24 protein-coding genes and 4 pseudogenes are annotated in these 21,981 nt (G+C 46.1%); 16 read left to right on the forward strand and 12 right to left on the reverse strand.

Annotation, left to right across the window (positions count from 1 at the left end; genetic code table 11):
• Nucleotides 1–143 precede the first annotated feature (143 nt).
• The 5 genes from H6F66_RS16505 to H6F66_RS16525 all read left to right on the forward strand — a co-directional run bounded on the left by H6F66_RS16505 (nt 144) and on the right by H6F66_RS16525 (nt 3,516).
• Nucleotides 144–329 (forward strand): hypothetical protein, encoded by a 186-nt coding sequence (locus H6F66_RS16505; protein WP_190423260.1) that lies wholly within the window; start codon nt 144–146, stop codon nt 327–329.
• Nucleotides 326–745: a PIN domain-containing protein gene (locus H6F66_RS16510; protein ID WP_190423262.1), complete on the forward strand. Its 420-nt coding sequence runs from the start codon at nt 326–328 to the stop codon at nt 743–745. The genes H6F66_RS16505 and H6F66_RS16510 overlap by 4 nt, the downstream gene beginning before the upstream one ends.
• 22 nt (nt 746–767) lie before the next feature.
• The gene (locus H6F66_RS16515; protein WP_190423300.1) at nt 768–1,001 is read left to right on the forward strand and encodes a condensation domain-containing protein; all 234 of its coding nucleotides are present in this window, start codon (nt 768–770) and stop codon (nt 999–1,001) included.
• A gap of 681 nt (nt 1,002–1,682) precedes the next feature.
• Complete coding sequence (locus tag H6F66_RS16520; RefSeq protein WP_190423264.1) at nt 1,683–2,489, forward strand: phytanoyl-CoA dioxygenase family protein; 807 nt, start codon at nt 1,683–1,685, stop codon at nt 2,487–2,489.
• Nucleotides 2,490–2,496: 7 nt separating this feature from the next.
• Complete coding sequence (locus H6F66_RS16525) at nt 2,497–3,516, forward strand: glycoside hydrolase family 43 protein (RefSeq protein WP_190423266.1); 1,020 nt, start codon at nt 2,497–2,499, stop codon at nt 3,514–3,516.
• A gap of 195 nt (nt 3,517–3,711) precedes the next feature.
• Here the strand turns inward: H6F66_RS16525 and H6F66_RS27770 are convergent, their stop codons facing one another.
• The gene (locus tag H6F66_RS27770; protein WP_199313334.1) at nt 3,712–4,818 is read right to left on the reverse strand and encodes a HAMP domain-containing sensor histidine kinase; all 1,107 of its coding nucleotides are present in this window, start codon (nt 4,816–4,818) and stop codon (nt 3,712–3,714) included.
• A gap of 1,097 nt (nt 4,819–5,915) precedes the next feature.
• Between H6F66_RS27770 and H6F66_RS16535 the strand changes: the two genes are divergently transcribed.
• From H6F66_RS16535 to H6F66_RS16545, 3 genes are all read left to right on the forward strand, one after another.
• The gene (locus H6F66_RS16535) at nt 5,916–6,887 is read left to right on the forward strand and encodes a sodium-dependent bicarbonate transport family permease (protein ID WP_190423268.1); all 972 of its coding nucleotides are present in this window, start codon (nt 5,916–5,918) and stop codon (nt 6,885–6,887) included.
• A 4-nt stretch (nt 6,888–6,891) separates the two neighbouring features.
• Nucleotides 6,892–7,203, forward strand: a complete 312-nt coding sequence (locus tag H6F66_RS16540; RefSeq protein WP_190423270.1) for a P-II family nitrogen regulator — start codon at nt 6,892–6,894, stop codon at nt 7,201–7,203.
• A gap of 118 nt (nt 7,204–7,321) precedes the next feature.
• On the forward strand, nt 7,322–8,038 hold the full coding sequence (locus H6F66_RS16545; protein WP_190423271.1) for a carbonic anhydrase: 717 nt from the start codon (nt 7,322–7,324) through the stop codon (nt 8,036–8,038).
• A gap of 258 nt (nt 8,039–8,296) precedes the next feature.
• On the opposite strand, the gene H6F66_RS16550 is transcribed toward H6F66_RS16545, so the two are convergent.
• The 3 genes from H6F66_RS16550 to H6F66_RS16560 all read right to left on the reverse strand — a co-directional run bounded on the left by H6F66_RS16550 (nt 8,297) and on the right by H6F66_RS16560 (nt 11,331).
• Nucleotides 8,297–8,788: a hypothetical protein gene (locus tag H6F66_RS16550; protein ID WP_190423273.1), complete on the reverse strand. Its 492-nt coding sequence runs from the start codon at nt 8,786–8,788 to the stop codon at nt 8,297–8,299.
• A gap of 21 nt (nt 8,789–8,809) precedes the next feature.
• Nucleotides 8,810–9,820 (reverse strand): hypothetical protein, encoded by a 1,011-nt coding sequence (locus H6F66_RS16555; RefSeq protein WP_190423275.1) that lies wholly within the window; start codon nt 9,818–9,820, stop codon nt 8,810–8,812.
• Nucleotides 9,821–10,275: 455 nt separating this feature from the next.
• On the reverse strand, nt 10,276–11,331 hold the full coding sequence (locus tag H6F66_RS16560) for an agmatinase family protein (RefSeq protein ID WP_190423277.1): 1,056 nt from the start codon (nt 11,329–11,331) through the stop codon (nt 10,276–10,278).
• Nucleotides 11,332–11,485: 154 nt separating this feature from the next.
• Between H6F66_RS16560 and H6F66_RS16565 the strand changes: the two genes are divergently transcribed.
• Nucleotides 11,486–12,256 (forward strand): 5-formyltetrahydrofolate cyclo-ligase, encoded by a 771-nt coding sequence (locus H6F66_RS16565; RefSeq protein WP_190423279.1) that lies wholly within the window; start codon nt 11,486–11,488, stop codon nt 12,254–12,256.
• A 222-nt stretch (nt 12,257–12,478) separates the two neighbouring features.
• Here the strand turns inward: H6F66_RS16565 and H6F66_RS16570 are convergent, their stop codons facing one another.
• The 4 genes from H6F66_RS16570 to ilvA form a co-directional block, all read right to left on the reverse strand.
• Nucleotides 12,479–12,619 (reverse strand): hypothetical protein, encoded by a 141-nt coding sequence (locus H6F66_RS16570; protein WP_190423281.1) that lies wholly within the window; start codon nt 12,617–12,619, stop codon nt 12,479–12,481.
• Nucleotides 12,620–12,658: 39 nt separating this feature from the next.
• Entirely contained in the window at nt 12,659–13,981 is a 1,323-nt protein-coding gene (locus H6F66_RS16575; RefSeq protein WP_190423282.1) for an amino acid permease, read from the reverse strand.
• A 137-nt stretch (nt 13,982–14,118) separates the two neighbouring features.
• On the reverse strand, nt 14,119–14,427 hold the full coding sequence (locus H6F66_RS16580) for an SDR family NAD(P)-dependent oxidoreductase (RefSeq protein ID WP_242019230.1): 309 nt from the start codon (nt 14,425–14,427) through the stop codon (nt 14,119–14,121).
• 12 nt (nt 14,428–14,439) lie between these two features.
• Nucleotides 14,440–15,984, reverse strand: a complete 1,545-nt coding sequence (gene ilvA, locus H6F66_RS16585) for a threonine ammonia-lyase, biosynthetic (RefSeq protein ID WP_190423284.1) — start codon at nt 15,982–15,984, stop codon at nt 14,440–14,442.
• Nucleotides 15,985–16,113: 129 nt separating this feature from the next.
• Here ilvA and H6F66_RS16590 point away from each other — a divergent pair, with 129 nt between their 5' ends.
• The gene (locus H6F66_RS16590) at nt 16,114–16,686 is read left to right on the forward strand and encodes a transposase (RefSeq protein ID WP_190423286.1); all 573 of its coding nucleotides are present in this window, start codon (nt 16,114–16,116) and stop codon (nt 16,684–16,686) included.
• Between the two features lie 73 nt (nt 16,687–16,759).
• Entirely contained in the window at nt 16,760–17,002 is a 243-nt protein-coding gene (locus H6F66_RS16595; RefSeq protein ID WP_190423288.1) for a hypothetical protein, read from the forward strand.
• Between the two features lie 17 nt (nt 17,003–17,019).
• Here H6F66_RS16595 and H6F66_RS29385 read toward each other — a convergent pair.
• Nucleotides 17,020–17,207, reverse strand: a pseudogene (locus tag H6F66_RS29385) (threonine ammonia-lyase, biosynthetic); the annotation flags it as partial.
• Nucleotides 17,208–17,362: 155 nt separating this feature from the next.
• Here H6F66_RS29385 and H6F66_RS16605 point away from each other — a divergent pair.
• Nucleotides 17,363–18,133 (forward strand): hypothetical protein, encoded by a 771-nt coding sequence (locus H6F66_RS16605; protein ID WP_190423290.1) that lies wholly within the window; start codon nt 17,363–17,365, stop codon nt 18,131–18,133.
• 124 nt (nt 18,134–18,257) lie between these two features.
• Here H6F66_RS16605 and H6F66_RS29390 read toward each other — a convergent pair.
• Nucleotides 18,258–18,350 (reverse strand): annotated as a pseudogene (locus H6F66_RS29390) (transposase); the annotation flags it as partial.
• Between the two features lie 96 nt (nt 18,351–18,446).
• Between H6F66_RS29390 and H6F66_RS16615 the strand changes: the two are divergent.
• The 3 genes and pseudogenes from H6F66_RS16615 to H6F66_RS16625 all read left to right on the forward strand — a co-directional run bounded on the left by H6F66_RS16615 (nt 18,447) and on the right by H6F66_RS16625 (nt 19,720).
• Nucleotides 18,447–18,677, forward strand: coding sequence for an addiction module protein (locus H6F66_RS16615; RefSeq protein ID WP_190423292.1), 231 nt, complete (start codon nt 18,447–18,449; stop codon nt 18,675–18,677).
• Nucleotides 18,674–18,971, forward strand: a pseudogene (locus H6F66_RS29395) (type II toxin-antitoxin system RelE/ParE family toxin). Before H6F66_RS16615 ends, H6F66_RS29395 begins: the two are co-directional and overlap by 4 nt.
• A 323-nt stretch (nt 18,972–19,294) precedes the next feature.
• Nucleotides 19,295–19,720, forward strand: coding sequence for a Spy/CpxP family protein refolding chaperone (locus H6F66_RS16625; protein WP_190423294.1), 426 nt, complete (start codon nt 19,295–19,297; stop codon nt 19,718–19,720).
• A 372-nt stretch (nt 19,721–20,092) separates the two neighbouring features.
• Here H6F66_RS16625 and H6F66_RS16630 read toward each other — a convergent pair whose 3' ends face one another.
• Both H6F66_RS16630 and H6F66_RS16635 read right to left on the reverse strand, forming a co-directional pair.
• Entirely contained in the window at nt 20,093–21,499 is a 1,407-nt protein-coding gene (locus H6F66_RS16630) for a bifunctional orotidine-5'-phosphate decarboxylase/orotate phosphoribosyltransferase (protein ID WP_190423296.1), read from the reverse strand.
• Nucleotides 21,496–21,684, reverse strand: coding sequence for a hypothetical protein (locus H6F66_RS16635; protein ID WP_190423298.1), 189 nt, complete (start codon nt 21,682–21,684; stop codon nt 21,496–21,498). Before H6F66_RS16635 ends, H6F66_RS16630 begins: the two co-directional genes overlap by 4 nt.
• A 52-nt stretch (nt 21,685–21,736) precedes the next feature.
• Here H6F66_RS16635 and H6F66_RS16640 point away from each other — a divergent pair.
• Nucleotides 21,737–21,981, forward strand: a pseudogene (locus tag H6F66_RS16640) (photosystem II q(b) protein); the annotation flags it as partial.

The following is a 21,981-nucleotide window of genomic DNA, read 5'->3' on the forward strand; positions in this document are numbered from 1 at the left end:
TTATGAGTTATTGCCAGAAACATCGGAGACTTTTATTTATCTGGCAATGATCCGTATCATGGTCAGGCGGTTGGCATAATATTTAACCCCTCACCACTTTTCAAACATCCTCTTAGAAGCGTGATAGCACTAAGGTGAACACGATGGAAACTGAAACGACCGAAACTGCCATTCAGGATAAGCTATTCCAGCCGAAAACACCCCTCGGACGCAAACTTTGGGAGATTCGCCAGAAAATTGTTGCGAGTGGTCAACCTTTACTGGGATGGGAAGAAGTAGAAAAAGAAGTAACTGAGCGCCGAAATGAGCGCGATCAAAACATTGAATGAAACGCACCTATATTGATTCCGGGGTACTCATCGCAGCGGCTCGTGGGACGACTCCTATTGCCATCCGAGCAATGGAAATTCTTGATGACCCCGACAGAGAGTTCGCATCCAGTATTTTTGTCAAACTGGAAGTTTTGCCTAAAGCAATTTGCTACAAAAATACCGCTGAATCTGATTTTTACGAGACGTTTTTCAATGCTGTGAGTTACTGGGCTGATTCCCTGGAACGCATTGTTGAAGATGCTTATCGTGAAGCCTGTAAGTCAGGACTGGCTGCTTTAGATGCGCTTCATGTAGCCGCTGCTATATCAGTCGGTGCTGAAGAATTGGTAACAACAGAGAAACCAGACAAGCCGATTCATCGCGCTACAGATATCAAAGTTGTTTCCATTGTTCCGAGTGCGGATTTAGCATGACTGGGTATCTTTCCCACAATCCCTGTCCGCAGCACTTAGCCTGACGGGTTCGCTCAACATAGAGGCGTTGGAGGAGACATTCAACAAATTGCGCGATCGCCACGAAACCTTACGCACCACGTTTGTCATAGTGGAGGGGGATCTCCTCCAGGTAATTTCTCCCAGCTTAACCATAGTCGTGCCAGTAATAGATTTGCGGTATCTACCCGCAACCGAACGGGAAGCTGAAACTCGACATCCCAAAAACCGCTTTTAGGCTGGATTCTGGCTTTCATCCCCATAGCTAAGCCAAAGCGTATCAAAAAAGCCTGCGACTGATCCATCTCCTGGGGTAACACCTGCATCTCCGCCACACGCCTCTACTCTCCCCCTTGTTGCGGTAGTGAAAGAGGCTGAGATTCCCGCCCCAGCTTATGGAAGCGATGAACTTCATCAAACCGTTTTGAATTGGCACGCCCACAAAAATATAGGCTTCTTCGCAAAACGAACCCAAAGTTTTTTTAAGATTCGGGGTAGAAATTGCTATTCTGCATCTATCGGGGGGAATAATAGTATTAAGTAGATGACGCTATGTTTTTCTTTAGACAATGAGGAATCAGTTTTAGCAGCAGCAATGAAACTTCGAGAAGCTAGGTCACTAAGGCTTGTGGATATGGAAATGACGATTGGACGATAGTGGTTAATCATTCAACCGTTGCAGGAGCAGTGAAGGTTGTACTTCATTCTTTGCCCGCTGATTAACCAACTCGGTCACAGTTTCATCTGAAAGTTCAGGAAATTCTATTAGCGCGAACTGTGGAAATTACTGAACTTTAGAACACCTGGTTAATCAGCAATTACACGGAAATTTTGGGAGCAACGAACCAGCTTCCGGAAACACTTTGCTCTTGAAAGATAGATTTTACTATAACTCTAACGCCCTGAATTGGAGCAGAACATGATTCAAACTACAGATACAGCTAAGTTTACGACGACTGACCTAAATCGCTTTGCTGAAGAACTCAATCGAGATGGAATTTGTGTGATTCGGGGTCTGTTTGAAAGGAGATTAATCGAAGAGTGGGGAGACGCTTTTAATGAATTATTCCAAAAGCGCCAAAATCAACCGGGTGGTCTGGCACCTCGCGAACAATCCCGTTACTATCTAACCTTCCCGTGGGTTGCTCCCTTTGCCAACGTAGATGTGTTTGCGAATCCGGTAATTTTGGGGATTCTCGATCGCGTATTCTACCAAGAATATAAGATGGTGCAGTTGGGGGCTGATATTCCAGTACAAGGTTCGGATTACCAGGAAATTCACCGAGACTTTCGCCCACTTTTCTCAGATCAGATAGTAACGCCACTCTACGCGCTGGCGGTAAACTTTCCACTGGTAGAAGTGACGGCGGACAATGGCCCGTTTCAAATGGCGCGGGGGACTCATGTCATGCCGCGTGAGGAAGGATTGGTGAAGGTCGCTGCTGGCGAAATTCCCATAGAGTCTTTTTATATGCAGCCGGGTGATGTGATGATTCGCTCGCCGCTGGCGCTGCATCGAGGTTCACCAAACCGGACAAACACACCCAGACCGATGGTTGTGATGGGCTATGTGATGCATTGGCTGCATACCGCGAAAGTGGACTTGACTGTGCAACGAGACTATTATGAAAGTCTGCCAGAGCAAGTAAGGGAATTACTGCGGTGCCATGTGGTAGAGCAGTTGCCGGAAAACAAAGTTGAAACCTACGTGAATTTCAAGTATTAGGACGCTAATGTCTCAATTTGAGCCGACACCTGAAGAATTTCCTAGCAAACGCACCTACACAAATCCGGTGTACAACGGCTATTTTGCCGATCCGTTTGTTTGGGAACACGAGGGAGTATATTACGCAATCGGCACGGGTGCAGCAGAAGCAGAGGGAGAGGTGGACGAAATCGGCAAACAGCGCGTCTTTCCCCTCCTGCGCTCTGAGGACTTTGTAAGCTGGGAGTTTGCGGGTAATGCACTGTTGCGCCCAGACGCTGCTCTCGGAGATAACTATTGGGCACCGGAAGTTGCTTATTGCGATCGCAAGTTCTATCTCTACTACTCCGTAGGACACGAAGACAAGCGGCATCAGTTACGGGTTGCAACGAGCGATCGCCCATTGGGGCCTTATCAAGACATTGGCGAACCCCTCATAGACCCTGAATCGTGTCCTTTCGCTATCGATCCTCATGCCTTTCGGGATGACGATGGTCAGTGGTATCTGTTCTACGCCCGCGATTTCTTAGATACAGAAGGCGGAGTAAGGGCTGGAACGGCGCTGATGGTAGACCGATTGATAGGGATGACAAAACTGGCTGGAGAGGGGAAAGTTGTTTTACGCGCCCGCTCTGACTGGCAGCGGTTTCTGGCAAACCGTTTGATGTATGGCGATCGCTATGATTGGCATACTTTAGAAGGCCCTAGTGTCCGCAAACATGGCGATCGCTACTACTGCTTTTACAGCGGTGGACGTTGGGAAACGGAAAACTACGGTGTCGATTATGGCGTTGCAGATAGCGTCATGGGTCCCTACTCGGATGCAGGGAATGAAGCCGGACCCCGCGTATTGAAAACTGTTGTCGATCGGGTTCTCGGTCCCGGTCATAACTCGATTGTTGTCGGTCCCGATGGTAAAACTGATTACATCGCTTACCATGCTTGGGACACGGGCAGGTCAGCGCGGCGAATGTGCTTAGATAAATTGATTTGGACGGCGGATGGTCCGCGCTGCGATGGCCCCACCTGGACATCGCAGATTATTTGACTGCCCACAGCGATCGCGCTTGCCGAAACCGAAGCAATTCCAGCGACTGCTTGCGGCAAGATGTCGAGCGCGATCGCTATTGAGGAGTGTCATGTATAGGGGCAATTCTCTAGAAAGATTTTTAGCCTACAATCGAGGTTGCAGAAATTGATGACCGCCCTTCTTTTCACCAAAATCAGCAAAGAACCTTAGCCACTATGCCACCCGATCGGGAACTTTGGGTAACTTGATGATAAAGCTTGTTCCCGTACCTTCAGCGCTTTCAATCTCAATCGTCCCTTGATGTGCTTCAGTAATACTCTTTACCAAAAATAATCCTAGTCCCCATCCCGTTTGCTCCTCAGCAGAGATAGTTCGACGAAATTGTTGAAATAGGATTGATTGAGCGTCTAGGGCAATCGGATCGCCTTCATTATGGATAGTAAGGCTGATCTGCGTTTCAGTTTGCTGAAGCGTGAGTGTAATCGGCGTGCCAGACGCACCATATTTCACAGCGTTAACTGCTAAGTTTTCAATCACCCGCCGTATTTCTTTACGGCTGCAATAACTCCTGATATCAGAATCACAAACCACAACAAACCGCTCTCCATAAGCGAAGCTCAAATCCTCCACTACCTCCTGAACTAGCACCTCTAAATCGCATTCTTCAAATTCAATATTTAAGCTCTGCCCTGCCCGCAGCCGGCTTGCATCGAGCAGATTTTGAATCATCGAATCCAGCCGATTGATCGCATTGAGCATCCTCACGGCTACATCCACGTGGCTATCTCCTCGTTTCAGCCGACGCAGAGTCAGTTGACTTCCCATTTTTACAACATTAAGGGGGCCTCTGAGGTCGTGAGTTAGCGTCACCATAAATAGCTCTTGAATATCTCGCAGCGTCTCGGAGAATTGAGTGGCAGCGTCATTAACGGCTTGCTCAATGGAGCCGATAATGATGTCTCGTTCCCTGACTTCTAAAGGTGCTTCTTCCTCTAAAACTTGAAAGATGACTTGACGGAGGATGTGGTACTCGAAAATGAGTTGAGTCATGGAGTAGTCAGCATAGCCCGCCCGTTCATGCCCATGCTTCTTGCCAATTCGCGTGCTTTCTACCTCGTCGGCTGCGATTCGGGCAGGTGTCCTGTCAATTCTGTTTGAGAGTTCATCTACCAGTTGGTTTAAGTACAAAGGTAGCGAATCTTGTAAGACAAGAGAATCGTGATGTATTGATGCGTTAACTTCATCACGCGCCCGCTTCTCCCACAGATGCATAATTCTTTCAACATTTTGCTGAAGACGGTCAGAAGCTTGATTAGACATCGTTCTTGATTCTCTGCATGAGTGCAGGTAAGGGAAAGTTTCCAAGATGTGGGTTTGAGTGGGTTTGAGCAGGCTCAGGCAGCAAGCAACAGAAGTTACAATGCTTCTGTATACCCGGTCAAGTAGCAGACAAGGTTAAATTACCAAAGATTGCAAGTAGTATGGAAAAGCCGCAGCCAAGATGTAATTGTAGCGAACTGCAAACCCAAACGCTTCAAATCGCTTTCCATTACAAAACTGAAACTACATTAAATTGCAAATAAAAGGTTAGTCCAAGCTTCAATAGCTGCAAATCAAACCAGATTATCTGTAAACCGACTGCAAACATAATTTTGGAGCCACATTATCTGTCAATAGCTTTGGGGTAAGTGGAAAAAACTGCTCAAGGATTATTTTTAACCACTACAGTCCGATTTCTATTACTTTATTCTGGCATGGATGTCTTGGCAATCAGTCTTTTTCATTCGGATATTTTTAGTAATGTATTCTAAAAACTAGCGTTGGTCAATCAAACTGTTACTTGATGAAGAAGAACTTGATGCACAAAAGAAACCAGTAATGCAATTTTCTGATGGCTTTAGTGTGTATCTCTCTTAGGGTAAAATTATGTCGGTTTCGTTTCCTGACGCTGAGATTTAACCCCTCACTACACTAAACGGCTGGATGAAAGCGCTTGACGTATCGGAGTTGATAATTCTTAATGCGTCTGGAGCGTCATGGGTATACGCGCGATCGCCCTCACCCAAAAACAGATTGCTGAATTCTGGCTGTCATCCTCATCGCTAAGCCTGAACGTATCGAGAGCCATCCACTCCTCGATCTCGTGGGGAGGTACTGCCATTCTCACTAGAATTCACCCGTAGTCTGCGCTGAAGTTGCAGTCGCGACTTCCGTTATTGTCAAACCCAGCTCTCGACTGATTCCGGTAGTTAGAAAGGTTTTATTTATACTTAGTATAAAAATTTCCTATATCTTTTTAGCGACTCAATTGCCATACAGTGGTTCTACGCAACCTAGGTTGCGTAGAACCACTGCATCACTTCAGTCATGATTAAAACCTTTTTCAAATTCTTGGTTATCCAGGATGGGGAGTGGATATGGATACAAGCCTGATCGTTTCTAATATCCTAAATCCACCAATCCTATTCTTCTTTCTAGGTATGCTGGCAGTTTTTGTTAAATCGGATCTGGAAATTCCGGCTCCTTTCCCAAAGTTACTGTCACTTTATCTACTATTTTCCATTGGCTTTAAGGGAGGAGTGGAACTGATCAAAAGCGGCTTAACCCAGGAAGTCCTATTGACCATGCTGGCAGCCATATTGATGGCGTGTGCTGTCCCGATCTATACCTTTTTTATCCTGAAGCTGAGGCTAGATACCTATGATGCAGCAGCGATCGCTGCGACTTATGGCTCCATCAGTGCCGTAACTTTCATCACGGCAGGAGCTTTTTTGACCGAGTTGGGGATTGATTATGATGGTTATATGGTTGCAGCCCTAGCGCTTATGGAATCTCCGGCTATCATCGTCGGGCTGATTCTGGTCAATCTATTCACGCCCAGCCAGGGAGATCGGGACTTTTCCTGGCCCGAAGTGTTGCAAGAAGCTTTCCTGAATAGCTCCGTATTTCTGCTGGTTGGTAGCCTGATCATCGGAGTCCTAACTGGAGAACGCGGTTGGCACACTTTGGAACCCTTTACTCAGGGATTGTTCTACGGTATCCTGACCTTCTTTTTGCTCGACATGGGGTTGGTTGCTGCTAAAAGGATTAAGGACTTGCAAAAAACGGGCGTTTTTCTCATTTCTTTTGCAATACTAATCCCAATCCTCAATGCAGCTATTGGACTTTTGATTGCAAAATTTATCGGAATGCCCAAGGGAGACGCGCTGTTATTTGCGGTGCTTTGTGCAAGTGCTTCTTATATTGCTGTTCCCGCCGCTATGCGTTTAACTGTCCCGGAAGCGAACCCTAGCTTGTACGTTTCTACCGCCCTAGCTGTAACGTTTCCTTTCAACATTATTGTGGGAATTCCTTTATATCTGTACGGAATTGAGATGCTTTGGAGATAACATCATGCATACAGTTAAACGAATAGAAATCATAGCAAATTCATTTGAACTTGGCAAAATTTTAGATGGCTTAAAAAAAGCAGGGGTAACGGGACACCTAGTCATCCGAAATGTTGCCGGTCAGGGACTCAGAGGCGGTTCTGAAGATTTGGATATGACCATGCTGGATAATGTCTACGTGATTGCCTTTTGTCCACCGGAAACCCTTAAAGGTGCTGTGGAAATTATTCGACCAATCCTCAACAAGTTTGGAGGAAGCTGTTACATTTCTGATGCGATGGAAATTCGCTCGACAAGATGCGTTGCGTCGCTGTAAAGTGCCTGCTTTTGTTTTCTGGTAAATTTGGAAAGACTAAAAAATAAAAGCTCCAGTCGAAGATAGACTTTAAACTTTGAATAGTTGATTCTGCAACTTTTACTTCTTCTTAATACCTATGAATCAGAACAATGGGTTAATAGGGCGACGCAATTTCTTGAACTTAACGGGAAATGGCGGAATAGCACTGATGGCGGCTGTGGCGGGAAGTGCATTCTGGGGCGTGCAAGCAAATCGAGCGATCGCTGCCACCGTTGAGCCTCCCAGCCCGGATGCCGCCCTAAAACGGTTGATGGAGGGCAATCAACGGTTTGTGCAACACAAGGCTAAGCATCCGGATCAATCAGAGGCACGGATTCAAGAACTTGCCCAAGCACAACACCCCTTTGCAACGCTGCTAACCTGCGCGGATTCGCGGGTATCTCCGGAAATTTTGTTTGATGAAGGACTCGGTGACTTATTTGATATCCGGGTTGCCGGAAATATTGTGACCCCGGAGGTGCTTGGCAGTCTGGAATATGCTGTAGCTGTCCTCACCACTCCTGTGATTATGGTTTTAGGTCACGAACGCTGTGGTGCTGTCACCGCAGCAGTCCAGGGGGAACGTCTCCCTGGAAGCATGAATTCTTTTGTTAAAGCCATCAAACCTGCGATCGCTAAGGCAAAAGATGAATCCGGCGATCCGGTTGATAATGTTGTAATTGCAAATGTTCGGTATCAGATTGAGAAATTAAAACAAAATTCAACAATCGTTTCTGAACGATTGCTGGATGAAAAGCTCAAAATTGTCGGAGGTCGTTACGATCTTGATACGGGAAAAGTCACGTTGATTTAGGATTGGATACAACAGGCATTTCAATTCCCATCAACGCTGATTCTATAGCCGCGAACATTCCCTTTGCTGTGGGTGATACTAGATAAACTCGCCCCTACTGTCTCTGCTGAATTATGGTGGCAATAGATGGGTAGGGGCGTTTGCATAGCCTGGTAGATAAACTCCGTAGGTAAAAGCGACTAACGTTCCCAATCAGCGGCGGCAGATAATCTCGAACTCAGGATCAGCTGCTTTCGACCGTCCCCTGCATTGGGGTTGTTATGCTACGTTGTTATCCTCCACTTTCTTTCGCTTTGATTCAGCAAGTTTTTCACGTCTCTTAACCCGCGTTAGATTACGAGAGAAGTACTTGTTCGGAATTTGTATTGACTCCTCGTTTAGTTCAAACAAAACTTTGTTAGTTGCCGCGACAGCTTCCTCAAGGCCTATCAAAGCATTGTACGTAGGCTTGTCATCAATGTCCCACATTAGCATATACAAACTTTGCTGTAATCTGATTGCAAGACGAAGAAGATCCTTCTCTGCTTCACCCAAAGCGTGCTGTCGAGTCAAATCATCAATCTGGTTTTTGCTCTTGTCAGCGTACTCATTGTACCTCTTCTCTAAATTAGAGAGTTTGGTGGTCAAATCATTGGCAACTTGTTTATGGTACTGTGCCGCTTGCCTGTCCTTCTCACCACTAGCATGAGTTACAAGAGCACCAACCGCAGCTCCAACTGCGGCACCGACCAAAGGAAGTAGAAAAAACATAGCTGTACTTAACTAAGATTACTACGCCGAAGGAAGAGATTTTTGAGAGCCAGGTAGCTGTCTATTGCCCACTGGGGTAGCTCCCAAAGATTTAGCAATTGCGGATGACTCAAGATATCGTTTCAATGCACCTTCCACACCAGATTCAAGCGGTCTGTTCGTGATCTCAGCGTTTAGTGCTTGAGCCTCATTCAGAAATTCTAGGTTCTTAGAGTGTTCGTACAGAAGCTCATTCTCGATGTCTTGAATATATTTCAAATCATGCTGAGTTAAAGATTCATAATATTCTTTCACTTGTTGCTTGTGGTCATTGAGAATTTTGAAAAACTCGTAAACCATTCCAGCACCACCAGCAGCTAATAGAACTGGCGAAATAGCTGTCAATGCCATTGCAACAGGGGGACAAGCGGCAGCAACGGTTGTAACTGTAAAAGCTGTTGTAGCACCAACTCCGCCCCCAATGGCAGTTTCTTTGGCAGTTTCTAGAGCAGCATCTTGAGTCGAAATCTCACCTCGGACGACTCGTAGCGCATTCCTAAGCATAGAAAAAGGAGCCGTAGTAATTGCACCTACTATTGCCCCTTTAGGTGCAGCTTCCAAACCAGCTTTCAAAGCACCACTCAAATTATCAATTCCTGCTTTAACGTCAATCCGCTTTTGCTCTTGCTGTGTCATTTGTTGACCGCCGCGAGCGCGATTAGTCGTTTTGCTTTCCCACTTGATGTTATTTGAATGACTTGAACCACCTTTACTGTGTGGTGTTATGTGACTAGCATCTTTATCTGCAAGATACTCTTTGACTTTAGCAGCAGCAGATTGACCATCAACATCTGCTCTTTGAGACGGCGGGATTTTGTCAAGCATCTGTTGTGTTTGAGCCTCGGTTCGTCCTGCTCCACTGCGTATTCCACCTCTCTGCAAATGTCCCAACTTTTCTGGAGTGTACTTTCCGATGTCGTTTAATTGAGCGTGATAGACTTTTGAGTTAGCGGCGGCATTGAAAACAGAATTACGTTGAGATTCGTCTGACATAGTTGCAGGGTTGAGGGTGTAAAGAATAACTCAGCAGGCAAATTTATCCTATTGTGTAATATTGCGTTATGAAACGACATCCGTGTGACTGCTGGATAACCACATGAACTAACGAGATAACACCCTTGTTGGGGGAGATAGACGGAAATTTTCTGTCTATCAGCCCTTGGAGGATGATTAAACCGAAACTTTTCACATATGTTCCCAGATGCTTGATTAGGTACAGATGCAACCCAAGTCAAGAATAGTCACTCTGCACGGAGGTGGCAAGATAGTAGTTAGACGATTAGGAGCGATCGCTTATCCTGTCAACCAGCAGCCAGGGAATAACATCTGTGAGTGAAGACGCTTCTGAGTGCTTGGGTTGAATGAAGCGATCGCGCTTTTTGTAAGCGCGATCGCATCTTTTAAGATAGATTTTGTGCCTGCATCACTTATTGTTATTTTCTCAATCGCTAGGAAAGGTTTTGCTCTGATAATGTCATCAGATTGCAGAGTTTATAAACTGCTCTAGCCCCAACGTTACCATCCCACTCACTATTCCCCACTTCGCATACATCAAACCCAATAATCTGTCTGCCGCTATTGACAACTTCGCGGAACAAGAAAAAGGTTTGCTCTAGTTCTAGACCTCCAGGAACCGGAGTTCCTGTATTCGGGCACAGTTTGGGGTCTAATCCATCGACATCGAAACTGATGTAAACATTCTGCGGTAATTCTGCAACGATTTGTTTGCAAATTTCTAACCAGGAAACTCCAGCATAAAGCTTTTGTTTTAACTGAGGATCGTAGTAAGCAGAAACTCGCCCTCCAGACTGTTGAATCAGATTAACTTCATCTTGAGAAATATCGCGAATGCCCACTTGAACTAACTTCGATATTTGGGGCAATTTCAGCGCATTAAACATAATTGAGGCATGAGAAAACTCGAAACCCTCGTAAGCATCGCGTAAATCCGCGTGAGCATCGATGTGTAAAATTCCGAATTCCGGGTAACTTTCTGCCAATGCCTGAATAGCTCCCAGAGGTACGCTGTGATCTCCTCCAATTGCTGCAACCTTTTTACCCTGTTTTATAGCAGCTTGAGCCTGTTCAAACAGCCATTGATTGACAGCTTGACACTCTTGATTAACCCTTTTTAAGACTTGCGTGAGGTCGGGTTCGTCTTCGACACGCTTCCCTTGTTCCATATGCTCAATAATTCGAGCCGCATCCTGCCTCAAAACCTCATTTTTCTGCTGGATATCTTTGGAAATTTCTACCATGAAAATACCTTTCTTCCAGCCTTCTGGATTGTCAAAGTCATACAAATCCAGTTGACGAGAGGATTCTAAAACTGCATTTGGTCCAAAAGCTGTGCCGGAGCCATAGGAAACAGTCACTTCCCAGGGAATGCCAAACACAATAATATTGGCAGAATCGTAGTCAAATGGAAGTCCTAAGAGATTACCGTTATCGACACCAATACCGCTAGGATCAAAGTTTAGGAGGATTTCTTCTCTGGTAGCCATTGAGTATGTCCTGAATCAAAGTGGGTTAGCAAAAAGTGGCTTGATAAATGTTAGCGTTGATATTGCAAGTTTTGGGATGAGCCAAGCTAAGTCGCTTGCTATCCCAGTCTATCTTCCATAAGGACTTGTTAAGATAACAAATTAGCGATCGCTGATGTCAAATAATATCAAGACAACTTGGAGCGGTTATCATGCCGATAAGGACAATCTAAGGGCTGATATTTGGTCGTTGCTGAAGCAAAAGGGGCTAGCTATCGGAGATCCGCAAGGTCACATTCCTAACTTTGTCGGTTCCCAAAAAGCGGCTGAACAGTTAGCAGATTTACCAATTTGGCAACAATCAAAAGCAATTAAGTGCAATCCGGATTCACCGCAAATTCCGGTGCGATCGCGTGCTTTAAAAGATGGAAAACGCTTATACATGGCTGTACCCCGCTTAACGAATACTCGCTGCTTTGTTGAATTGACGGCTGAGGATTTGCAGCAGCGCAACATCCCGCTTGAAGAAGGTGCGATCGCGCGGAAGGCGCTAACTTATGGGCGATTGGTAACTTTTGAAGAGATGCAGCCTATCGATTTAGTTATGGTGGGTTGTGTGGCGGTAACGCGCAATGGGGGTAGAGCTGGTAAAGGGGCAGGATTTGCAGATTTGGAACTTGCGATGTTAAAAGAATTTGGATTAGTGCAGTCGGATACTCCAATTGTGACAACGGTGCATACGTTGCAAATTGTTGAAGAACGTTTGCCAATGCAACCTCACGATTGGGGGCTGGATTGGATTGTTACTGCTGATGAGGCAATCGCAACAAATACAACTTATCCACGACCAGCAGGGCTAGACTGGGATACAATTCGTCCTGACCAATATAAGGAAATCCCAATTTTACGGAAACTGAGGGAGAAACTTGCAAATCAAGCCATTTAACCTGGACAACGACAGTGAAGGGAATTATCAACTACAACAGATTGAATAATAGACAAAGGCTGCATTCTTTTTCACCATAATGCGATCGCTACAGCAAGTAGCGCCTGCTAAAATTTCTGGTTATTTCAAAATTTCATAGATGAGGGCGAGCGCTAATAAATTTATTAGCGCTAAAGTAACTTATGGGTAAAGCTGTACTAACGTTTTTCCCATAATAAACCCTTAACCTAGAGGGGCGATCGCTTGTCCTGTCAGCCAGCAGCCAGAAAATAACAGCTGTGAATGAAGACGCTTCTGAGTGCTTGGGTTTAATGAAGCGATCGCGCCACGAACAGCAGGAGTGTCAGCGGTCGTGGCGCACATTCATCAGGTAGAATTCGCATCTACAGTCAGCATTTAAAGTTAAGAGCTTGGCAATCGTTTGCTAAGAGCATTGCGAATTAAAATGATCAGAATTCCTAAACCTGTAAACACTAACGCCAAAATGTGACTTTCACGAGAGGCAAAGGCAATCAGAACTAAGTTGGAAATTAGTGCTAAAGCCGGAATCGCAGCAGGAACCTGAAACCCAGTGGTTCGGGGTTCTTGTCGTTTAATGACTAGCAGTGAAAGGTTGACAAGAGAGAACATTGCCAGAATCAAGGTTGCGGTTGTTCCAGCTAGGAATTGAAGTGTACCTGACAGCGCGAGAAAAATCACCAGTGGCAGAATCACAACCAGCGTTCGATAGGGAGTTGCTCGGCGTGGATGTAATTTTCCTAACCAAGCTGGAAGCAGTCCTTCCCGCGACATTCCGTAAAGCAGCCGCGATGCCGTGACAAAATTCAGCAAAGCAGTATTGAGAACGGCGAACAGCGCAATCAGTGAAAAGATGACTGCTGGAAAATTTGGCTGCGATCGCCGAACCACATCGAGAAGAGGAGCGTTCGAGGCGGCAAGTTCCGCCGAACTGAGTACCTGAACGGCAAGCCAGGAGACGAGAACATAAACGACACCTGCAATTCCTAGGGAAAGCAGAATCGCTCTGGGAACATTGCGCTGGGGATTTTTCACTTCCTCGGAAACATTGACAATATCCTCAAACCCAATGAAGGCGTAGAAGGCGAGTGCCGCTCCCTGAACGACCGCTATCCAACCAATGGCTGGCGCGTTGGGGACGGGACTGGGAACAGAATTCGCCGCGCCTGCTGGGTTTCCGATGAGGAAAAGGGTGGCAACAAAGATAACAATCAGAAGACCTGAAACTTCAAGAGCCGTGCAAAAAATATTCAGGGCTGAGGACTCCTGCATTCCCCTAAAATTAACAAATGCAAGACCTGCAAATAGCGCCAGGATAATCAACCAAGGTGGAATTGCTGGAGCAAAAGCGTTGAGATAGCCTGCAAACGCTTTTGAGAGAGTCGCCATCGAAACCAGGCAGGTACAAAACATCAACCAGCCTACCAAGATTGACAGCCAATCCCTGCGAAATGCTCTGTGGATGAAACTGGCGACTCCTCCGCTTTGTGGAACTCGGTTGCCAAGTTCGGCGTAGCTTAAAGCGGTGAGTGCCGCAACAGTCATGGATGTCAGGAAAGAAGCCCAAACCAAAGAGCCGGAAAGTCCAGCAATTTTTCCGATCACTGCATATATTCCGGCACCGAGAATATCACCAACCCCGTAAATCACCAGCGTCGGCAATCCAAACACTCGCTTGAGTGAATCCGCTTCTGCATTCGGTTCCATAGAATTTCTCTTGTCCTTCTATTTGCCCAATCTGTAATGTTTATGCTCGTCAGTATAGGGGCTAGAAGCGCAATCGGCAGCAAGAATCAAGAAAGCGATCGCCTAGTCTATCGAGCAATGCTGGCTTCTTTTCTATCTCAACTGGCTGTCTCCACCGCATCATGAATTGATGAGGTGTCAGTAACGTCCAAACCCAAGACAGCAACGCGCTCTAATTGTGCTAAGTCTGGTACTTGTTCGAGCGAGCGCGCTTTTGCCACAACATTCCAACCTTGTGGCGCGAAAAGTTGGGCGGCTGCCTTCCCAATTCCACTAAATGCACTCGTAATCAAAACTGTTTTGCTCATGAGTTGGTTCGCTTGCATTTCGCGTACTGAAGGCAATAAAGTAGCGATCGCTATAGGTTTTCTATTTTCTTGCCTTCGAGCTATTTCCTTGTCGCTCAAAGCCTCAGTTTGCTAACGATATGACAAAGGCGGCGTACAATTTTCTTGCCCCAAAAATAACTTGTAGGCGGGATTCTTACTTTCATCCCAATAACGATAGCCGAGGGTATCGAGAAATGCCTGCCACTCTTGCATTTCGTGAGGAGGTACTTGCATCCCTACAACGATTCGCCCGTAGTCTGCGCCATTGTTGCGGTAGTGGAACATACTAATATTCCAGTTTGGACTCATAGAACCGACGAACTTCATTAATGCGCCGGGACGTTCGGGAAACTCGAAGCGATAAAGCAATTCATCGCAAGCGAGGGGAGAACGTCCGCCAACCATGTGACGTAAGTGCAGTTTTGTCAGTTCGTCATCGGTTAAGTCAAGAGTTTTGAACCCGCAAGCTTCAAAACTTTCTGCCATCTTTGCAGCATCGGCACGGTTTTGAATTTGCACGCCGACAAAAATATGGGCTTCTTTTTCATCGGCAATGCGATAGCTAAATTCAGTAAGATTGCGTTTGCCAAGACATTCGCAAAACTTGCGGAGACTACCGGGTTCTTCAGGAATGGTGACGGCATAAATGGCTTCGCGGCGTTCGCCAAATTCTGCTCGTTCTGCGACAAAGCGGAGGCGATCGAAGTTCATGTTAGCACCGCAGGCAACGGCAACTAACGTTTGTCCTTCAATTTGCTCTCGTTCGACGTAGGCTTTAGCGCCTGCGATCGCTAATGCACCCGCTGGTTCTAAAATCGATCGCGTATCCTCAAACACGTCTTTAATTGCGGCACAAGTGTCATCCGTATCCACTAAAATGATTTCATCGACGTACTCTTGACACAGCCGGAAGGTTTCTTCCCCGACTTCCCGTACTGCAACCCCATCGGCAAATAAACCCACATTCGACAAGCGCACCCGTTTCCCGGCTTTCAGGGATTGAGACATGGCATCGGCATCGACGGGTTCAACGCCAATAATCTTAATATCGGGACGCAACCGTTTCACATACGCCGCAATCCCAGAAATTAATCCGCCTCCCCCAATCGCCACAAAAATAGCATGAATGGGTTGCTGACATTGCCGCAGAATTTCCATCCCAATCGTTCCCTGTCCAGCAATTACGTGCGGATCGTCAAAGGGGTGAATAAAAGTTAAGCCTTTTTCCGCTTCCATCTGACGGGCAAAAGCATAAGCATCGTCGTAAGTATCCCCATGCAACACCACTTCTCCCCCTCGCGCTTTAACGGCATCTACCTTGACTTGAGGCGTGGTGACTGGCATGACGATAAGCGATCGCGTTCCCAACTGACGCGCAGCCAGGGCGACGCCTTGGGCATGGTTTCCAGCGGATGCGGCAATGACACCCTGCGCCAGCATATCTGGCGACAGGTGCGCCATCTTGTTATAAGCGCCCCGCAGCTTGAAGGAGAAGACTGACTGCATATCCTCCCGTTTGAGCAGAAGTTTGTTATTCAGCCGTGCGGAGAGGTTTGGGGCGTATTCTAAGGGGGTTTCTTGGGCGACATCGTAGACACGAGCCGTCAGGATTTGTACCAGGTAGTCGCAGAGCATGGGGTGAAGGGGGTGGCAGATGGCGGATGGAAGACAATTTTACTTTATCGATGGGTTGAGATCCCCGACTTCTTTAAGAAGTCGGGGATCTGAGGGAACACTACTAAAGACGTTCTGTAACTCGTACCCATGCCCCAAAGACGGATTCGACTACAAATTGGGAACTTTTACCATATCTACAATCGGGGTAACAATCACCAAGCGATTTTTTTCGAGCGTGAAAACTATCTTTATTTTCTGCGATTAGTGAGGCAACATCTCACAAGCAACGGAGTAGATGTTGTTGCTTACTGTCTTATGCCAAATCATTACCATTTCTTATTTTATCTAACAGATGAAACCCTGTCTGATGCAATGAAATCCCTCTCACTCTCCTACACAAAAGCCATGAATCAGCGGTTCAATCGGGTTGGGGTATTATTTCAGGGGCGGTTTCAAAGTATCCACGTTGACCGAACCGATTATCTGGTCAATCTCTCACGTTATATTCATCTTAATCCGGTGAAAGCAGGACTGGTGCAGAAGGCTGGAGAATGGGAGTTTTCCAGTTACTTGGAATATGCTGGATTACGGAAAGGAACGCTACCCAAAACAGAGTGTATCAGAGCGCAAATTGATGGAGAATTAGCTTATCAGCAGTTTTTAACAGATTGTAAATTGCCTAATAGCATGGGTTTCAAACGACTGCTGCTGGACGAGTAGCCTGGGAGATGAGATCCCCGACTTCTTAGAGAAGTCGGGGATCTGTGGTCAATTTGCAGGGAGCGTGAAGATTATGAACAAAACGCCTAATGAGCAACCTTCAAACTCTGAAGATGAGCTTTTGCTAGAGTACCGCTTCGATTACAAAAAAGCAAAGCCTAACCATTTTGCAAATCGTAGTGGAAAGCCAAAGCTAACAGTCGTTGTTTTGGATGAGGATGTTGCCGAGGTTTTCTCAACACCGGAGTCAGTAAACAAGGTGCTTCGGGCACTTATTGAAGCGATGCCTCAAGCAAGTAGTGGTGAGACACTCTAACTGATCGCTTTAACAGTTGGCAGGTACATCATCTTATTGTAAGCACCCCCCAGCTTGAAGGAGAAGACTGATTGCATATCCTCCCGCTTGAGCAGGAGTTTGTTATTAAGTCGTGTGGAGAGGTTTGGGGCGTATTCTAGGGAGATTTCTTGGGCGACATCGTAGACACAGCAGTCAGGATTTGTACCAGGTAGTCGCAAAGCATGGGGTGTAATAGGGTTGCAGATGCGGGATGTAAAGAAAATTTTACTTTACTGGTGGCTCCGAGGTGTGGAGTGAGGGTGCGATCGCTTTGGGCACAGATGAATACCAGCTGCTAAACTGGTCTGACAACAGTCGTCTTTCAGCTACCACAGGAATATGGATCAAGCTTCTATGAAGGATGTCCCCCGCAATATGAGGCGAACGGGGATGCTCCTTTTTCGTGATGCCTTTATGGAAGCTTTGGAAAGTAAGACGCCGATGTGTGTGGTACATGCAGCTCATGCGGCAGAGATCCTGTTAAAGGCTCGAATAGCTCAAGAACACCCGCTGTTAATCTTTTCCAAACTGCCCAAGCCGAACTCCACTAAGGATGCTCTCACGCTGATTGATTTACTAGAAGGCGGGCGCACCCTATCCTATAAGGAATTGCCCGATCAGCTATGGGCAACTACAGGAATCAAGATTAAGCAGCTTGATCAGTACCGTGCATTCGGTAGATTGAGAAACCAAATTATTCACTTTTCAATGACGAATGCAAAGGCGCTGGATAAGCTAACACTGAGTTATTCTCTCGAAGTGTTAGATCCCTTAGTAGAAAACTTCTGGGGGAGATCAGTTATTGATTTCATAACAAATGATCCTGATCCCTACTACGCCGACAGTTTGGATACTGGAATGTTAGAAGACTCAATCATAGAGAAAGGATTTCCTATTGATCAACGCTTGAGGAAACTATTGGGAGATGTTAGTAGAGAAGGTTGGGAAAAATTACAGGAACACTTTAAAGGGATTGAGTCTAAAACAGATGAAGAATGGCAAGCTGATTACGAAGCCTTCGCAGAATCGCAGTCTGATTATCCTGATGACAGATACCAAGAATTCGGGGAAGCAGTGGCTAACTGGACAGCTTTCCTCGACTCTTTCTAGCTAACTCCCCTACGTATGGATCTCATCGCCGGTAGTCTGTTAGTGCGATCGCAAGCTCACCTTTGCTTAAACAGGATGCCGAGCGATATTGTTTGTACTGTTCAGGGCAACGACGGCTAAATTAACTCTTGCTCAGTCGCCAACGAGTCGAAAAGTTAGCATCCCCTTCAGGCAGTGTCCAAATACAGTGGAGATGATCGGGTAAAACAGCGATCGCACTTTACCACTACCCGAAGGGCGATCGCATCATAGGCAAAACCCTGTCCGCTATATTTGAGGTAGACCGCCGACTGTTTCATTTAGGTTGCTCAGCATGGACATCACAGCTACGTTGAATGAAATTGCAGCCCTCAGCATTGAAGAGAGAATTCATCTTGTGCAAGCAATTTGGGACAGTATTGCAGCTGAGCAAGCTTACCCTGATTTGACAGAGCCACAACCACAAAAGCGGGAACTTGATTATCGGATCGATGACTATGAAAAGAATCCAGACAATGTACTGACTTGGGAAGAAATCAAAGCATCGATTAAGAGACAGCGATGAATTATGCACTGGTATTTCGTCCAGAAGTTGGTGATGAACTCGATGAGGCGTACAGTTGGTACGAGAGTCAACAACAGGGGCTTGGTGACGAATTTTTAGCCTGTGTGGACGAGATGCTAAATCGCATTTGTCAAATGCCAGAGTCCTATGCAGTTGTATATCGTGATGTGCGACGAGCGGTGGTGCAACGCTTTCCCTACGCTGTGTATTATCGGATTGTATCGAGTCGGGTAATTGTGACAGCAATTTTTCACAGTCGGCGAGAGCCTCGCATCGTGGCAGGCGCGAACCTAACAACCCTGTTGCAACAACCATCACCAAGCTACTTGAACAGGCGATCGCAAGAGCCATGCAACTTCCATGAAACCCAACAAGATGCGTTTCACAGTCTCAGGATATGCTTGCCAAACTTGCAGCAGAGGCATTATCTGAGAATATCTCAACTCCCCATTTCATTGCGTAGTAAAGGCTATAGGCGATACATCTGAGATATGTGGCAAATTCGACACGATGAGTTTTAATCAAGACTGAACCATCTTCACCCTTGCCCGGTCTAAGGTAATACAACATTCGGATCCGTTGTTGCTGCACACTAACAACCTGGAATTTCCATTTTTATGAAGATGAAACCTTTGTTCTTCTTGCCAGGAGCGATCGCGTTGATGCTTGCTGCTTCCCCAATGATTCCTGCTTTCACCAACGTTGCTTTTGCTGGCCCTGGTCGGGCTGGTGGCGTAGGAATGAAGTACAACCAACTGAATTTGACTGATGCTCAAAAAGCACAAATGCAGCAAATTAAAGAGTCTACGCGGCAGCAAATGGATGCCATTTTCACCCCGGCGCAAAAGGAACAAATGCGCCTTGCTAAAGAGCAACGGCAAAGACCTAATTTGAACTTGAGTGAAGACCAAAAATCAAGACTCCAAGCGGTTCGCCAGAGTACCAAGAGCCAGATGGAAGCACTGTTGACTGCTGACCAAAAACAACAACTTGAACAATTGCGTCAGCAATGGCGGCAACGTCGTCAACAAACACAGTCCTAACAGGGGCGTTGCTATTGCTTTGTAAGTAAAAGTAGCTCCAAAAAATTTGCCAAACACTTACAAAGCTTCAAGGGGGTATGCAAATAATCACTTCCCATACTCCCTTGTTTTACATCAAAAATAGAGCGATTTTCCATCTAAGATGCGATCGCTATGCTTGGATTGACGCAAGAAATCCAACCTCTGATCATTTGCTACCAACACTTTTGAGCTATTTCATTCTAAATTTGCAGGATGTATGCTCTAGCTTGCCGAAAAATAGAGCGCATCAATTCCCATGACCAAAGCGGGCTTTGTTTATGGAGCATCGACGCTTCCAGCTTGCGGGTGTATATTTGCAAAAGCTAAGATGCTCCCTCGTCTTCTAACTGACTAATGACTTAAAACTTGGAATTGCTCAGAATTAATGCGACCAGATTGATATAAAGTTTCGGCAATTTCCGAAATTGTTAGGACAGCATGACCCTGATAGCCATTTTCCCGCAGCCTCTCTTTAACGCCCTTTTCATGGTCTATTAAAACCACAATATCTTCTACATTTAATCCAGCATCTTTTAACTTTTCCGCCCCTTGCATTACACTTTTGCCACTGATGAGAATATCATCCACCACCACGATTTTATCTCCAGGCTGAAAATGCCCTTCTATTACCCGTTTAGTACCGTGAGATTTCACTTCCTTCCGTGGGAAAATCATCGGACGATCTAAACGTAGGGCTAACCCCGTAGCAGTTGGCAATGAACCATAAGGAATTCCGGCAATTCTGTCAAAGTGCAAGTTTTTAAGAATTTCCGAGTAGGCACTTAAAATTTGATGAAAAATTTGCGGTTGGGAGATAATTTTGCGAAGGTCGATGTAGTAGGGAAAAATAGCTCCAGACGCTTGCACATGATCGCCAAACACAATACAGCCAATATCGTAAAGTTGCAAAATCGTGTCTCGGTGGGGAGAAGGCTGTAGGAAGCAGACATCCGGAAGCCACAGGTCACAGGTGGGGCTTTCTTGTACAATTTTTAGACGCTGGTTATTCACCGTGTCGCGTAAGGATTGGACGGCTTCGGCTAGATGTTCGGTGGTTAATAAATTTGGGGGAACTGGAAGGAGTAACCCGTCTCCATAGGCGTTTAAGCCAGCCGCTAAAATTTGCTCTAAGTTTTGGTCTTCTGACCATCCTTGCAGTAAGATGAGACGTTCTGGGGCGGCGGTGCGGATGCGACCTAAAATTTCTGGGATCGCCCCGCTTACTTCTAGTCCCAGTTGTTCTGGCGTTCCCCAGTTTTTGGTTTCTTTCACCAGATGCAAATAAAAAGGTCGCCCGATGCTTGGATATTCTTGCAAGACGGCGGCTGAGGGATTGCCAGTGTAGCACTCGACAAAGACTGCTTTGCCTGGATAAACCAAAAAAGGTGCCGCCATGTCCAGTCCGGCGTAAGGCGACAACGTACAAGCATCAACCTGCCATTTTTCAAATACAGTTTCGGCAAATACTGTACTGGTGTTGATGTCGCTGTGTTTAGCGTCCAAAATTACCGGGATGTCACCGGGGATGGCTGCTAAGGTTTGCTGGAGTAGTTCTAAGCCAGGGATGCCAAGCGCCTGATAAAAGCCAAGAGTTAATTTATATGCACAGACATAATTGGCGGTTTCGGTGATCAGATGTAGCCTGTCGGAGATGTCACTCAGGGTTTTGTTCTGGTTCTCCGCTTCTGGGTCGAGTGTTACGTACAGTAAGGTTTGATTGCGTTCAATTGCTTGAAGTAGCTTATCGAAAAAGTTCATAGGTGTTTTTTGTTGTGGGCGATCGCTTCCAGCACAATCAGCTTACCCACTTGACGCTGCCTGTTGTCACTCTTACCACTAACAGCCACCACTCTGACCAAGATACGGAACTTTACGGCTTTTCGCTCCCACAGGGATAAAAATAAAAATTTTTTACAAACTTCTTTACAAAACTTAAAAGTCACTCTACTATAAGTACATCAACCTAAAACATTCATTCCCGCAATCATTCAAACCATGACCATAACCATCCAACAGCGCTCCAGCGCCAACGTATGGCAGCGCTTCTGCGAATGGGTTACATCGACCGACAACCGCCTTTATGTAGGCTGGTTCGGCGTTCTGATGATCCCCACCCTGCTATCCGCAACCATCTGCTTCATCATCGCCTTCATCGCCGCTCCCCCAGTGGACATCGACGGTATCCGCGAACCAGTTGCAGGTTCACTGATGTACGGAAACAACATCATCTCTGGTGCAGT

This window comes from Trichocoleus sp. FACHB-6 (genome assembly GCF_014695815.1).
Taxonomy (GTDB): domain Bacteria; phylum Cyanobacteriota; class Cyanobacteriia; order Cyanobacteriales; family FACHB-T130; genus Funiculus; species Funiculus sociatus.